Below are 15142 nucleotides of genomic sequence, written 5' to 3' on the forward strand. Positions count from 1 at the left end.
GACGGTCTACGAGGACGCGGTGGAACCGGTCGAGGCGCTCGGCTCGGTCGACGGGCTCGGGTCCGGGTCGGGGCTCGCGCTGCCGTCCTGTCCGGGGCTCGGGTCGGTGCCGGCCGACGTGCCGGCGGGCGCCACCGTGAGCTCCACGGTCAGCGTGGCGCCGCCGGCGGTGGTGATGCGCAGCAGGAACGTGCCGGTGGCGTCGTCCGCGTACAGCTTCGGCAGTTCCAGCAGGCCCTTGGCGTCGGTGTGGAGGTCCTTCAGGGTGCGTACGGCCTTGCCGTCGGCGTCCTTGAAGTAGGGGCCCTTGTCGTTCTCGGCGGGGTCGTCGGCCGACTTGACCAGGGTGGCGGTGGCCGCGACCCGGTCGGCGACGGCGCCCTTGTAGGTGGCCTTCACCTCGACCCGGTCGGCGAACTCGCCGCCCGGGACGCAGGTGAGGGGGGTGTCGCCGGTGCGGGCGAGGGTGTCGGCGGCGCGCTCGGTGACGGTGGCCGTGTAGTCGATGCCGGACACGGCCCGGCCGACGACCAGGGCGCGGACGGTGAACTTCCCGGTCTTCTCGCCGGCCTGGAGCGCCGGTGCGACGGCCACGCCGGAACCGTTGGTGGCGACGGTGGCGACCTTCTCGCCGCCTGCGAAGGTGGTGTCGGTCTCCCCGGTGATCACGAACCGGACCCTGACCTTGGCGACGGACTTGCCGGTCTTCGTCTCGGCACGGGCGCTGATCCGCTGCGCGAACGCGTCGCCCGCCATGGCGGTGAGCGCGGGTGTGTCCGCGTCCTTCAGGTGGTCGACGATGTCGGTGCGGCTCGGCGGCGGGGTCGGCTTCGCCGGCGGGGTCGGGGACGGGCTCGGGTCGCCGCCGGGTGTGCCGGGCTTGCTCGGCGTCTGCGGCTTCGCGGGTGTGCTCGGCTTGCCGGAACCGGAACCGGAACCGGAGCCCGAGCCGGTGTCCGTGCCGGTGGACGGCGACGACGGGCGGGGGGTGGTGCCGGGCGTGGCGCCGCTCCCGCCGCGGTCGGCCGGCAGGGCGCCGGCCCCGTCCGGGATCGAGTGGGTGCCCCTGCGGTAGTACTCCATCCAGGACAGGACGGTGTCCAGGTAGTCCTGCGAGTTGTTGTAGCTGAGGATCGCGCTCCTGAGGTCGCGGGCGTCGGCCAGGTCCCAGTGGAAGCGGCACAGGTAGTGGCCGGTGGCGAGCGCGGCGTCGTAGACGTTGTTGGGGTCCTTCTTGCCGTCGCCGTTGCCGTCCTGGCCCGCCCACTTCCAGGTGGAGGGGATGAACTGCATGGGGCCGACCGCGCGGTCGTACTTGGTGTCGCCGTCGTAGGCGCCGTGGTCGGTGTCGCTGATGTTCGCGAACCCGACGCCGTCGAGGACCGGGCCGAGGATGCGGGTGACCGTCGTGCCGTCGGCGGTGACCCGGCCGCCGCCGGCGTGGCCGGACTCGACCTTGCCGATCGCGGCGAGCAGTTGCCAGGGCAGGTTGCAGCCCGGCTTGGCGGCGCGCAGTTCGGTCTCGGCCTTCTTGTACGCGGCGAGCACGGTGGCGGGTATGCCCGTCTCGGAGGACACGCCGGTGGCCGGGGCGCCCGCGGTGGGCACGGGGTCGGGGCTGTTCAGCGGGGGCAGCGCCGTGTAGTAGTGCGAGTTGCCGGTGGCGGTGTCGCCGGCGGCGGGCTGCTCGGGGGTGGGCGTCGCGCCGGCGGCGGTCTGTCTCGCCGGGTCGTCGACCGTCGCGCCGGGAGCCTCGGAAGCGGAGAGCGCCGCGACCGCCACCGCGGCCACGGCCGTGGTCGCCGCTCCCTTGTACAGCCTCCTGCCGAAATGCGCCGCCATGGAGTGAACCCCTCCCGTGGACGCCGAGCGTCCGTCCGTTCCTGCCTGCTCGCCCTGTTGTGACGGTTGACCCGCGGTACTGGTTGCCCTCGTGGAGCTTTTTGGCCTGTACGACCCAGGTGACCCTACGACAACTTCCTTTGTGACGGGACCGGTTCGTGCCCGGTTTTCACCGGTTGGCCACTTACCGGTGGCCGGGGTGTGGCGATCACCGGTCCCCCATACTGGACGACGCCGACCGACGGGCCGCCGCGCCCCGCCAACTCGTCCGCCAGGGAGTCGCGTTGCCCTTCACTCTGAGCCATGCGGCAGCCGTGCTGCCCGCGGTACGGCCGGACGGGACCGGGCGGGGCCGATTGACGCCCTCGCTGCTCGTGGCGGGTTCCTTCGCGCCGGACATGACCTACTACGCGGCGAGTGTCCTGCCCGGGGCGATGGAGTTCGGCACCGTCACGCACTCCTTCACCGGGGTGTTCACGGTCGACGTGCTGATCGCCTGGACTCTGGCGGCGGCGTGGCTGCTGGTGCGCGAGCCGCTGGTGGCCCTGCTGCCGCGGTCCCGCCAGGGGCGCTGGGCGACGCTGACGCGGTGCGCGACGCCCCGTGCGCGCGTGCGTCCCGCCTCGGCGCCGTGGTGGTACGTCTCGGCCGCGCTGGGCGCGCTGACGCACGTGGTGTGGGACGCCTTCACGCACTTCGACCGGTGGGGGACGCGGGTGTTCCCGGTGCTGGGCCGCCCGCTGGCGGGCGCGCCGCTCTACTGGTACCTGCAGTACGGCGGCTCGGCGGTCGCGGCGGTGGTGATCGCCGCGTTCGTGACGCACGCGCTGCGGCGGGCGCCGGCGGGCGAGCCGGCCGGGGTGCCCGCCCTGTCGTCGCGTGACCGCTGGTGGTCCGCGGCGGTGATCGGCGGCTGCGCGGGCGCCGGGGCGGCGCGGCGGGCGGCCCAGTGGTGGGCCGGGCGCGGGCCGTCGGCCGACGTGCGGGAACTGGTGCCGGTCCTCTGCTTCGGCGCGGGCGCCGGACTGGTGGTGGGAGTGGTGGCGTACGCCGCAGGAGTCAGGGCGTGGCGTCCGGTCGGCCGGGTCCCCGGCGGGGGTGACGGCGGTGCTGCCCGGGGCGCTCCGGACGCGGCCGGCGCGGTGACGGGCCGCTCGGACGCTCGGTGACCGGGGCCGCCGCGACGAAGACCGTGACGGTGCGCACGGGGCCCGGTCTCGGCAGGCGGGCCAGGAACAGGGCGACGTACCCGCGGGTCAGGTCCGCCCACAGGCGCCAGGGAAGCGGTTCGCGGGGCGGGAAGCGGCGGCGCAGGCCGGTCGCGGCGCGGCGCAGGGGAGCCGCCAGGTCGGCGGGGATGCGGGCGGTGCTTGCCCCGGCCGCGAGGGCCGGGACCGGCGGGAGCGGCGCGGCGGGAGCCGCGCCGACGGTGGTCTGGGATGCCGCCGGCCGGTGGTTGAGCATGCGTATACCCATGCACCGCATCCTGGCGGGCCGGAATGCGCGCGGCGTCTTCGCGGGGGCCACGTGAGTGACGGGGCAGGCGGTGCGGGGCGCGGGCGGGGGGACGCACCGGGGCCGGGGCCCGGGGGCGGGGCCCGCGCGGACCCCGGCCCCGGTGCGTGCGTCCAGGTGTGCTGTCCGGACAGCACGCCTAGTGCGCCGCCGACTCCCAGTCCCGGCCCACGCCCACCGAGACGTCCAGCGGGGCCCTGAGCCGGACCGCGCCGGACATCTCCCGGCGGACGATCTCCTCGGCCGCCGCGCGCTCGCCGGGGGCGATCTCCAGGACGATTTCGTCGTGGACCTGGAGCAGCATGCGGGACTTGAGGTCGGCCTCGCGCAGCGCCCGGTCCACGTTCAGCATGGCGATCTTGACGATGTCCGCCGCGGTGCCCTGGATCGGCGCGTTCAGGGCCATCCGCTCGGCCGCCTCGCGGCGCTGGCGGTTGTCGCTGTTGAGGTCGGGCAGGTAGCGGCGGCGGCCGAAGAGCGTCGCCGTGTAGCCCGTCGCGCGCGCCTCGTCGACCGCCCGGCGCAGGTAGTCCCGTACGCCGCCGAACCGCTCGAAGTAGGCGTCCATCAGGGCGCGGGCCTCGGCCGCCTCGATGTTCAGCTGCTGGGAGAGGCCGAAGGCCGACAGCCCGTACGCCAGGCCGTACGACATCGCCTTGATCTTGCGCCGCATCTCCGCGTCCACCGCCGACCGGTCGACGCCGAAGACCTGAGAGGCGGCCGTGGTGTGCAGGTCCTCGCCGGAGGTGAACGCCTCGATCAGGCCCTCGTCCTCGGACAGGTGGGCCATCACCCGCAGCTCGATCTGGCTGTAGTCGGCGGTCATCAGCGACTCGAAGCCCTCGCCGACCACGAAGCCGCGGCGGATGGCCCGGCCCTCGTCGGTGCGCACCGGGATGTTCTGCAGGTTCGGGTCGGTGGAGGACAGGCGGCCGGTCGCGGCGACGGTCTGGTTGAACGTGGTGTGGATCCGGCCGTCCCCCGCGATCGTCTTGATCAAACCCTCGACGGTGACGCGGAGCTTGGCCTGCTCGCGGTGGCGGAGCATGATCACCGGCAGCTCGTTGTCCGTCTGGGCGGCGAGCCAGGCCAGGGCGTCGGCGTCGGTGGTGTAGCCCGTCTTGGTCTTCTTGGTCTTCGGCAGGGCCAGCTCGTTGAAGAGGACCTCCTGGAGCTGCTTGGGCGAGCCGAGGTTGAACTCGTGCCCGGCCGCCGCGTGCGCCTCCTTCACGGCCTGCTGCACCGCACCGGCGAACATCTGCTCCATGGCCTCGAGGTGCGCGCGGTCGGCGGCGATGCCGTGCCGCTCCATGCGGGCGAGCAGCGCGGAGGTGGGCAGCTCCATGTCGCCCAGCAGGTCGGCGGCGCCGACCTCCTCCAGCCGGCCCGCGAAGGCCTCTCCGAGGTCGAGGATCGCGCGGGCCTGGATCATCAGGGCCTCGGCCTCGGCGGCCTCGTCCGCGCCGAAGGCCAGCTGGCCGTCGGCCGCGGCGGCGGGCGCCAGCTCGCGGTGCAGGTACTCCAGGGACAGCGCGTCCAGGGCGAAGGAGCGGCGGCCCGGCTTGACGAGGTAGGCGGCGAGCGCGGTGTCCATGCGCACGCCCGCGACGCTCCAGCCGTGCTCGGCCAGGACCCGCATCGCGCCCTTGGCGTCGTGGAAGACCTTGGGGCGGTCCGCGTCGGCCAGCCACGCCGCGAAGGCCGTCTCGTCCGCCTCGTCCAGCTGCGAGGGATCGAACCAGGCGGCGCTGCCGTCGGCGGCGGCGAGCGCGACCTCGGCCACCGAGCCCGCGCCGAGCGCCCAGGCGTCGACCGTGGCGACGCCGAGCGTCCCCGTGCCGTGCCCGGCGAGCCAGCCGGCCACCTCTCCGGTGCCGAGCACCGTGCCGTCCACCCGCACGCCGTCCGCCGCGATCGGGGTGGTCTCGGCCTCCTCGGCGCCCGGGTCGACGGCGAAGAGCCGCTCGCGCAGCGAGGGGTTGCGGATCTCCAGGGAGTCCAGGAGCGTCGCGACGGCCTTGCGGTCGTACGCCGTCCTGGCGAGGTCGGCGACCGCCTTCGGCAGCTCCACGTTCCGCTCCAGCTCGGTGAGCCGGCGGTTGAGCTTGACGGCCTCCAGATGGTCGCGGAGGTTCTGCCCGGCCTTGCCCTTGACCTCGTCGGCCCGCTCGACGAGGTTCGCGAACGAACCGAACTGGTTGATCCACTTCGCGGCGGTCTTCTCGCCGACGCCGGGAATGCCCGGCAGGTTGTCGGACGGGTCGCCGCGCAGCGCCGCGAAGTCCGGGTACTGGACCGGTGTCAGCCCGTACTTCTCGACGACCTTCTCCGGGGTGAACCGGGTCAGCTCGGAGACGCCCTTGGTCGGGTACAGCACCGTGGTGTGCTCGGAGACCAGCTGGAAGGAGTCGCGGTCGCCGGTGACGATCAGCACCTCGAAGCCCTCGGCCTCGGCCCGGGTGGCCAGGGTGGCGATGATGTCGTCGGCCTCGAAGCCCTCGACGGCGAAGCGCTGGGCCTGCATGGCGTCCAGGAGCTCGCCGATCAGCTGCACCTGGCCCTTGAACTCGTCCGGCGTCTTGGAGCGGTTCGCCTTGTACTCCGTGAACTCCTCCGAGCGCCAGGTCTTGCGCGACACGTCGAACGCGACCGCGAAGTGTGTGGGCGCCTCGTCACGCAGGGTGTTGGCCAGCATCGACGCGAAGCCGTAGATCGCGTTCGTCGGCTGGCCCGTCGCGGTGGTGAAGTTCTCCGCGGGCAGCGCGAAGAACGCGCGGTAGGCCAGCGAGTGCCCGTCCATGAGCATCAGCCGGGGACGGGAGCCGCCGGGGGTCTTGTCGGTCTTCTTCGCTGCTGTCTCTGCCACGCCCCCGATCCTGCCACGTACCACTGACAGCCGGGACGCAGCCGCCCTCGGGCCCGCCTCGAGGCGGGCCCGAGGGCGGTCGCCGGGCCCGCGCACTCCCGCGCGCCCCCCTTCTCCCTCCCCGCCCCGCCGCTCGGTCCCTCCCCCGCCCCGCCGGGCGTCGTCGCCGCGGTCCCGGCCGCGGTCCGGGTATGCCGGTCCGGGACGTCCGTCCGGCATGTCCGTCCGGGCGAGCCCGGGCCGGATCGCTGTCGCTGGCGCGTGCGAGGATCGGAGGGCTCCGGGCGGGCCGGCCGGCCGGGGGACACGCCACACGCGCAGCACGCACCGTATGCGCCGTCGAAGGGGAGGGTGCGATGGCCACGAAGCCGCCCAAGGGCGATCCGGTTCAGGACGCGCCGCAGGTCACCGAGCCGAAGCACGCGGCGGCGGGGCTCCCGGCCGTCGGGCACACGCTGCGCGTCGCCCAGCGGCAGATGGGCGTGCGCCGCACCGCCCTGACCTTGCTGCGGGTCAACCAGAAGGACGGCTTCGACTGCCCGGGCTGCGCCTGGCCCGAGGGGGACCACCGGCACAAGGCGGAGTTCTGCGAGAACGGCGCCAAGGCGGTCGCCGAGGAGGCCACCCTGCGCCGGGTCACCCCGGAGTTCTTCGCCGCGCACCCGGTCTCCGACCTGGCGGGCCGCAGCGGCTACTGGCTGGGCCAGCAGGGGCGGCTCACCCACCCCATGCACCTGCCCGAGGGCGCCGACCACTACGAGCCGGTCACCTGGGAGCGCGCCTTCGGCATCGTCGCCGAGGAGATCGCCGCCCTCTCCTCCCCCGACGAGGCCGTCTTCTACACCTCGGGCCGCACCAGCAACGAGGCCGCGTTCCTCTACCAGCTGTTCGCCCGCGAGCTGGGCACCAACAACCTGCCCGACTGCTCCAACATGTGCCACGAGTCGTCCGGCTCGGCGCTGTCGGAGACGATCGGCATCGGCAAGGGCAGCGTCCTGCTGGACGACCTCCACGAGGCCGACCTGATCATCGTGGCCGGCCAGAACCCGGGCACGAACCACCCCCGCATGCTCTCCGCCCTGGAGAAGGCGAAGGCGAACGGCGCGCGGATCATCAGCGTCAACCCGCTGCCCGAGGCGGGCCTGGAGCGCTTCAAGAACCCGCAGACCCCCAAGGGACTGGCGGCCGGCGCCGCGCTCACCGACCTGTTCCTGCAGATCCGCATCGGCGGCGACCAGGCCCTCTTCCGCCTCCTCAACAAGCTGATCCTCGACACCGAGGGCGCCGTCGACGAGCTGTTCGTACGCGAACACACCCACGGCTTCGAGGAGTTCGCCGAAGCCGCCCGCGCCGCCGACTGGGACGAGACGCTCCGGGCGACCGGCCTCACCCGCGCGGAGATCGACCGGGCCCTCGGCATGGTCCTCGCCTCCCGGCGCACCATCGTGTGCTGGGCGATGGGCCTGACCCAGCACAAGCACTCCGTGCCGACCATCCGCGAAGTGGTCAACTTCCTGCTGCTGCGCGGCAACATCGGCCGCACGGGCGCGGGCGTGTGCCCGGTGCGCGGCCACTCCAACGTGCAGGGCGACCGCACGATGGGCATCTTCGAGCGGCCCGCCCCGGCCTTCCTGGACGCGCTGGAGAAGGAGTTCGGCTTCGCGCCGCCGCGCGAGCACGGCTACGACGTCGTGCGCGCCATCCGCGCCCTGCGCGACGGCGAGGCGAAGGTGTTCTTCGCCATGGGCGGCAACTTCGTCTCCGCCTCCCCCGACACCGACGTCACCGAGGCCGCCATGCGCCGGGCCCGGCTGACGGTGCACGTGTCGACCAAGCTCAACCGCTCCCACGTCGTCACCGGCGCGCGCGCCCTGATCCTGCCCACCCTCGGCCGCACCGAGCGCGACGCGCAGGCCGGCGGCGAGCAGTTCGTCACCGTCGAGGACTCGATGGGCATGGTGCACGCCTCCCGCGGCCGCCTGGAGCCCGCGAGCCGCCTCCTGCTGTCCGAGCCGGCCATCGTGGCCCGCCTGGCCCGCCGGGTGCTCGGCGCGGACAGCGTGGTGCCGTGGGAGGAGTTCGAGAAGGACTACGCCGCGATCCGCGACCGGATCGCCCGCGTCGTGCCCGGCTTCGAGGACTTCAACGCGCGCGTGGCCCGCCCCGGCGGCTTCACGCTGCCGCACGCCCCGCGCGACGAGCGCCGCTTCCCCACGGCCACCGGCAAGGCCAACTTCACCGCCGCGCCCGTGGAGTACCCCGAGCTGCCCGAGGGCCGGCTGCTGCTGCAGACGCTGCGCTCGCACGACCAGTACAACACCACGATCTACGGCCTCGACGACCGCTACCGGGGCATCCGGAACGGGCGGCGGGTGATCCTCGTCAACCCCGAGGACGCGCGTGCGCTCGGCCTGTCCGACGGCTCCTACGTCGACCTCGTCGGCGAGTGGAAGGACGGGGTGGAGCGGCGCGCCCCGGGCTTCCGCGTCGTGCACTACCCGACGGCCCGGGGCTGCGCGGCGTCGTACTACCCGGAGACGAACGTCCTGGTGCCGCTGGACGCCACCGCGGACACCAGCAACACCCCGGCCAGCAAGTCCGTCGTGGTGCGTCTGGAACAATCGGCGACCGACTGAGCGTTCGCTCAGTCGAGCAATGGCCGATCGACGCCGAACGGAGCCGGATCCATGGGCGAGCAGCACGACGTGAAGTTCCCGCAAGAGGTCATAGACGAGTACGCCGCGCTCGGCGTCGACCTGCCCGCCCTCTTCTCCGCCGGACACCTCGGCACCCGCATGGGCGTCCAGATCCTGGAGGCGTCCGCCGAGCGCGTCGTGGCCACCATGCCGGTGGAGGGCAACACCCAGCCCTACGGGCTGCTGCACGGCGGCGCCTCCGCCGTCCTGGCCGAGACCCTGGGCTCCGTCGGCGCGATGCTGCACGGTGGCAGCTCCAAGATCGCCGTCGGTGTCGACCTGAACTGCACCCACCACCGCGGGGTGCGCTCCGGGCTGGTCACGGGCGTGGCCACCCCCCTGCACCGGGGACGCTCGACGGCGACGTACGAGATCGTCATCAGCGACGAGCAGGAGCGGCGGGTGTGCAGCGCCCGTCTGACCTGCCTGCTGCGGGACGTGAACCCGGGCGACGCCGGAGGGGCGCCGGCGGCCGGCTGAACTCCGCCTCCCCGGGCCGCCGACGCGCCTCGCCCCCGGCGGGCCGGCGCCCGGGCGGCGGTCGGGCGGCGGTCGGCGCCGCCCGGGCAGGCGCCCGGCCCGTGGGCCGCGCCCACGGGCCGGACCCCTGAGGAGCGGGAGACCTCGCCGCGCGGAACGCCTGCCCACGACGAGGCGGGACGGGCGCGCGGGTGTCCACGCCCGTCCGTTCCGTTGCCCGGGGGCGCCGTACGCCCTAGCTTCATGGCATGGGAACGCGAGGAGCCCCGCGGTTCCGGGCGGCGGTGCTCGGGCTACGGCTCGCGCCGGTGCTCCTGGCGGCCGGCTGCGCCGGTCCGGCGGCCACCGGGGACGACGGCCCCCCACCCGCGTCACCGACCGCCCACCGGGCGGCCTCACCGTCACCTCGGGTGACATCCCCGGCCGAACTGTGCGCCCGTGTCGTCGCGCACTGGTCGCGCAAGGTATTGGACCAGGACACCTACGGCGACTATCAGTCGATGGGCCTGTCCAACGGGCAGTACGAGATCCTGCGCCGGGCCGTGGCCGCCGCCCGGCCGGTGAGACGACATCAAGGGCTCAAGGCGGCACAGGACGTGATCGACCGTCAGGTGCGGGCCGGCTGCGCCGACCGCTACCGCGACGGCGTCCCCGGCGAAGGGCCTTGGCAGTGAGCGGCATCGGCCCCGTCGAACCGAGCGAGGGCACCCGAGGGTGGCACGCGGGCGCCTCCGAAGCCCCGCCCGACGCCCACGAACCGTACGACGGGCGCGACTTGGACGCCCCGCCCTCCACCGCCCCGCCGCCCCGCGCCGCCCGCTTCCGCGTCAGCCGGCGCCGCGCCCTGCTCGCCGCCGCGCTCGCCGCCCTCCTCGCCGGCGGCGGCCTCCTGTACGCCACCCGCACGCGCCGACCGCCGCCCCCGGCACCGCCGTTCCCCTCACAGGTGGTCGACGTCTCCTACCTCGGCCCGGCGGCCACGCCGCCCGACGCACCGCCCAGGAGCTTCAGTTTCGCGCTGCTGGTGAGCGTGGAATCCGGTCCTCCGGTGACCGTGACCGCGCTGGACCAGCCGTACGCGGGGCTTTCCCTTGCCTCCACACCCCGCCCGCCGTTCGGGACGGAGGCCGGTTCGGCCCGCGAGATCGTCATCACCATGCATGTCACGGAATGCGGGAAAGTGCCGGAGAATGCCGGACTCCCTTTCGTGGATGTAACCCTGCGTAATATTCGCGCAATGGAGGCGCAGAGTTTCATCCTGGGGTCACGCTATGCGCACGCGCTCTCCGAGGCGTTGCGGGTCGCCTGCGGCAACGATTCCCGGTAATCACCAAAACACCCGAGACGCCTGAACGCAGCCCGGCGCGTCCTGCGGGTTCTCAGAATGCGGACGGGGCGAATCGGCCTGAATTCCGCTGTTCCACCCGTCGAGTACCGCTCTGCAATACGTCGTGTCATAACAAGAACGTCACAGCCTTGGTCAGACTCTCCTCCACGTTCCCCACGCCCGCCTAGAGTCACGGCCAGTCACCGCACGGTCGGAAAATCTCTTCGGGCCGGCGCTCGACTCGGCCCCTTCCAGGGGGGAGGGCCGTGCAAGGGAAAGGACTGATCGTGCGTCAACGTTCGCTCATCGCCATCACCGCCGCGCTGGCTGCGGGAGCACTCACCCTCACCGCCTGCGGCTCCCGGGACGGCGGCGACAAGAACTCCGGCTCCGGCGACGGCGGGGGCGGAACCACCGTCACCATCGGTGTCGACGCCCCGCTGACCGGCGACCTGTCCGCCCTGGGCCTCGGCATCAAGAACTCCGCCGACCTCGCCGTCAAGACCGCGAACAAGAAAAACTACGTCAAGGGCGTCACCTTCAAAATCGACGCCCGAGACGACCAGGCCCAGCCCTCCTCCGGCCAGCAGAACGCGACCACGTTCGTCGCCGACAAGAGCGTTCTCGGCGTCGTCGGCCCGCTGAACTCCTCCGTCGCCGAATCCATGCAGAAGGTCTTCGACGACGCCAAACTCTCCGAGGTCTCGCCCGCCAACACCGGCCCCTCCCTCACCCAGGGCCCCGACTGGCGCACCAAGAAGCAGCGCCAGTACAAGTCGTACTTCCGTACCGCGACCACGGACGCCATCCAGGGCCCCTTCGCCGCCCAGTACGTCTACAACGACGCCAAGAAGAAGAAGGTCTTCGTCATCGACGACAAGAAGACCTACGGCGCCGGCCTCGCCGGCACCTTCACCGACGAGTTCAAGAAGCTCGGCGGCAAGGTCGTCGGCACCGAGCACATCAACCCCGACACCAAGGACTTCTCCGCCGTCGCCACCAAGGTGAAGAACTCCGGCGCCGACGTCGTCTACTACGGCGGCGAATACCCGCAGGCCGGCCCGCTCAGCAAGCAGATCAAGGCCGCCGGCGCCAAGATCCCGCTGGTCGGCGGCGACGGCATCAACGACGCCACCTACGCCAAGCTGGCCGGCCCCGCCGCCACCGGCGACCTCGCCACCTCCGTCGGCGCCCCGGTCGAGAAGCTCGACTCCGCCAAGCAGTTCGTGGCCGACTACAAGTCCGCCGGCTACAAGGAGGAGTACGCGGCCTACGGCGGCTACTCCTACGACTCCGCCTGGGCCATCATCGAGGCCGTCAAGAAGGTCGTCGACGACAACGGCGGCAAGCTCCCCGACGACGCCCGCGCCAAGGTCACCGAGGCCATGGGCAACGTCTCCTTCGACGGCGTGACCGGCAAGGTCTCCTTCGACGAGTACGGCGACGCGACCAACAAGCAGCTCACCGTCTACAAGGTCGAGAACGGCGCCTTCGCGCCCGTCAAGTCGGGCACCTTCACCGGCTGACCCACACCCACACCGCTCAACAGCCGCGCGGGGCGCTGTTCCACTGGCGCCCCGCGCGGACTCACATCACGGTCACATCCGTCGAACGTCCGAAAGTCTCGGAGGACATGCGGTGAACGAACTGCCGCAGCAGCTGGTCAACGGCCTGCTACTGGGATCCATGTACGGGCTGGTCGCCATCGGCTACACAATGGTCTACGGCATCGTCCAGCTCATCAACTTCGCCCACGGCGAGATCTTCATGACCGGCGCCTTCGGCGCCCTCACGGTCTACGTGTACATCCTGCCCGACGGCACCTCCATGTGGCTCGCGCTGCCCTGCATGCTCATCGGCGCGATCATCGTCGCCGTCCTGGTCGCCATCGGGGCGGAACGGTTCGCCTACCGCCCCCTGCGCTCCGCCCCGCGCCTCGCACCCCTGATCACCGCCATCGGCCTCTCCCTCGCCCTGCAACAGGCCGTATGGGCGTGGTACCCCGACGCCAAGTCCGCCCGGCCCTTCCCGCAGATCCCCGGCGGCCCCTTCCACATCGGCAGCGTCACCATCCAGACCGGCGACGTCTTCCTGCTGCTGGCCGCCCCCATCAGCATGGCCGTCCTCGGCTACTTCGTCATGAAGACCCGCACCGGACGCGGCATGCAGGCCACCGCCCAGGACCCCGACACCGCCAAACTCATGGGCGTCAACACCGACCGCATCATCGTGGTCGCCTTCGCCCTGGGCGCCGCCTTCGCCGCCGTCGGCGGCCTCGCCGACGGCCTCAAGTACGGCCAGATCGACTTCAAGATGGGCTTCATCCTCGGCCTCAAGGCCTTCACCGCGGCAGTCCTCGGCGGCATCGGCAACATCTACGGCGCCATGATCGGCGGCCTCGTCCTCGGCGTCGCCGAGACCCTCGCCACCGCCTACATCGCCGACATCCCCGGCATGGACAAGTTCGGCAGCAACACCTGGGCCGACGTCTGGGCCTTCGTACTCCTCATTCTCGTGCTCCTCTTCAGGCCCCAGGGCCTGCTCGGCGAGCGCGTCGCGGACAGGGCGTGACACCGATGACCACACAGACCACCGCACCCGAGACCCCCGAAACCCCCAGCGCCACCACCACCGGCGCCACCACCGGCCTGATCGGCATACCCACACCCATCGGCCGCGCCCTCGCCACCGCCGGCGGCGCCCTCACCATCGTCGCCACCTTCCTCGCCTGGACCTGGACCGCCGAATTCCCCGGCGACCTCACCGTCTACGGCTACCCGGGCGGCCTCCAGGTCCTCGTCCTCATCGGCGGCGCCCTCACCACCCTCCTCGCCCTCGCCTCCTACGGCGTCAAGGGCCTTCGCTGGCTCACCCCCGGCAACGCCGACGCCGCCGTCAAACTCGCCGCGCTCGCCACCTTCGCCACCGCCTGGTACACCGTCATCGCCATCAGCGTCGAACTCGGCGGCGTCGTCAACCTCGAACCCGGCGGCTACATCGTCGCCGCCACCACCCTCGCCACCCTCCTCGGCGCCCTCGCCCTGCCCTTCCAGCGCCCCGCACCCGACCCCATCGACCCCGACAGCACCAGCTGGGAACACACCAAACACCGCCTCACCCACGGCTGGGAGACCACCAAAGCCGTCTTCGCCGCCGACGCCCCCCGCCCCGTACGCGCCCTGCCCTCCTACGCCGAGATCCTCATCATCGTCGCCATCATGGCGCTCGGCCTCACCGTCTTCACCTACGGCATCGGCACCCCCTACGACGAACTCTTCGTCGGCTTCATGATCCTCGCCGGCTTCGGCTTCGCCGCCCTCAACAAGGCCGGCCTCATCGCCCACGCCTCCCAGATCACCGCCCGCCACCAGAACATCTCCATCTGCGGCGCCTTCGTCACCGCCGCCCTCTTCCCCTTCACCCAGACCGACGACAAATACGCCACCCTCGGCGTCTACATCCTCATCTTCGCCACCGTCGCCCTCGGCCTGAACATCGTCGTCGGCCTCGCCGGACTCCTCGACCTCGGCTACGTCGCCTTCCTCGGCGTCGGCGCCTACGCCGCAGCCCTCGTCTCCGGCTCCCCCAACTCCCCCTTCGACGTCCACTTCCCCTTCTGGGCCGCCGTCCTCGTCGGCGGCGCCGCCTCACTGATCTTCGGCGTCCTCATCGGCGCCCCCACCCTCCGACTGCGCGGCGACTACCTCGCCATCGTCACCCTCGGCTTCGGAGAGATCTTCCGCATCACCGCCAACAACCTCGACGGCACCTCCGGCCCCGACCTCACCAACGGCTCCAACGGCATCGCCTCCATCCCCAACCTCGACATCCTCGGCTTCGACTTCGGCGCCCAGCACGACCTCGGCGGCTTCGCCATCGGCCGCTTCGCCAACTACTTCTTCCTGATGCTCATCATCACCGCCGTCGTCGTCCTCGTCTTCCGACGCAGCGGCAACTCCCGCATCGGCCGCGCCTGGGTCGCCATCCGCGAGGACGAGACCGCCGCCCTCGCCATGGGCATCAACGGCTTCCGCGTCAAACTCATCGCCTTCGCCGTCGGCGCCTGCCTCGCCGGACTCGCCGGCACCGTCCAGGCCCACGTCACCTACACCGTCACCCCCGAGCAATACCTCTTCGCCGGAGCCGTCCCGCCCAACTCCGCCTTCCTCCTCGCCGCCGTCGTCCTCGGCGGCATGGGCACCATCGCCGGCCCCCTCATCGGCGCCGCACTGCTCTTCCTCATCCCCAACAAACTCCAGTTCCTCGGCAACTACCAGCTCTTCGCCTTCGGACTCGCCCTCATCCTCCTCATGCGCTTCCGCCCCGAAGGAATCATTCCCAACCGGCGCCGCCAACTGGAATTCCACGAAGAGGCCGACGCGCCCGCGGTCCTCGGCAAGACAGGGGCCTGACCAC

10 protein-coding genes are annotated in these 15142 nt (G+C 72.2%); 8 read left to right on the top strand and 2 right to left on the bottom strand.

All coding sequences use genetic code 11. The features are described 5' to 3' along the window. Nucleotides 1-6: 6 nt before the first annotated feature. Entirely contained in the window at nt 7-1842 is a 1836-nt protein-coding gene (locus ACH5A8_RS00825) for a lytic murein transglycosylase (protein ID WP_398996539.1), read from the bottom strand. Nucleotides 1843-2126: 284 nt separating this feature from the next. On the opposite strand from ACH5A8_RS00825, the gene ACH5A8_RS00830 reads away from it, so the two are divergent. Continuing rightward, nucleotides 2127-3011 (top strand): DUF4184 family protein, encoded by an 885-nt coding sequence (locus ACH5A8_RS00830; RefSeq protein WP_398996541.1) that lies wholly within the window; start codon nt 2127-2129, stop codon nt 3009-3011. A 485-nt stretch (nt 3012-3496) separates the two neighbouring features. Here ACH5A8_RS00830 and polA read toward each other — a convergent pair whose 3' ends face one another. Beyond that, nucleotides 3497-6223, bottom strand: coding sequence for a DNA polymerase I (polA, locus tag ACH5A8_RS00835; RefSeq protein ID WP_398996543.1), 2727 nt, complete (start codon nt 6221-6223; stop codon nt 3497-3499). A 356-nt stretch (nt 6224-6579) separates the two neighbouring features. Here polA and ACH5A8_RS00840 point away from each other — a divergent pair, with 356 nt between their 5' ends. The 7 genes from ACH5A8_RS00840 to ACH5A8_RS00870 all read left to right on the top strand — a co-directional run bounded on the left by ACH5A8_RS00840 (nt 6580) and on the right by ACH5A8_RS00870 (nt 15138). Next, on the top strand, nt 6580-8859 hold the full coding sequence (locus tag ACH5A8_RS00840) for an FdhF/YdeP family oxidoreductase (protein WP_398996545.1): 2280 nt from the start codon (nt 6580-6582) through the stop codon (nt 8857-8859). Nucleotides 8860-8910: 51 nt separating this feature from the next. Next, the gene (locus ACH5A8_RS00845; RefSeq protein ID WP_398996547.1) at nt 8911-9399 is read left to right on the top strand and encodes a hotdog fold thioesterase; all 489 of its coding nucleotides are present in this window, start codon (nt 8911-8913) and stop codon (nt 9397-9399) included. A 248-nt stretch (nt 9400-9647) separates the two neighbouring features. Continuing rightward, a complete protein-coding gene (locus ACH5A8_RS00850) occupies nt 9648-10073 on the top strand; it encodes a hypothetical protein (protein ID WP_398996549.1) in 426 nt (141 codons plus the stop codon). Continuing rightward, on the top strand, nt 10070-10726 hold the full coding sequence (locus ACH5A8_RS00855) for a hypothetical protein (protein ID WP_398996551.1): 657 nt from the start codon (nt 10070-10072) through the stop codon (nt 10724-10726). The genes ACH5A8_RS00850 and ACH5A8_RS00855 overlap by 4 nt, the downstream gene beginning before the upstream one ends. A 287-nt stretch (nt 10727-11013) precedes the next feature. Then, a complete protein-coding gene (locus ACH5A8_RS00860) occupies nt 11014-12252 on the top strand; it encodes a branched-chain amino acid ABC transporter substrate-binding protein (RefSeq protein WP_398996553.1) in 1239 nt (412 codons plus the stop codon). 112 nt (nt 12253-12364) lie between these two features. Continuing rightward, nucleotides 12365-13297 carry a branched-chain amino acid ABC transporter permease gene (locus ACH5A8_RS00865; RefSeq protein WP_398996554.1) on the top strand — a complete coding sequence of 311 codons (933 nt, stop codon included), beginning with the start codon at nt 12365-12367 and terminating at the stop codon, nt 13295-13297. Nucleotides 13298-13302: 5 nt separating this feature from the next. Beyond that, a complete protein-coding gene (locus ACH5A8_RS00870; RefSeq protein ID WP_398996556.1) occupies nt 13303-15138 on the top strand; it encodes a branched-chain amino acid ABC transporter permease in 1836 nt (611 codons plus the stop codon). Nucleotides 15139-15142: the final 4 nt, after the last annotated feature.

The sequence above is a fragment of the Streptomyces sp. NPDC018610 genome (genome assembly GCF_044391765.1).
Classification (GTDB): Bacteria; Actinomycetota; Actinomycetes; order Streptomycetales; family Streptomycetaceae; genus Streptomyces.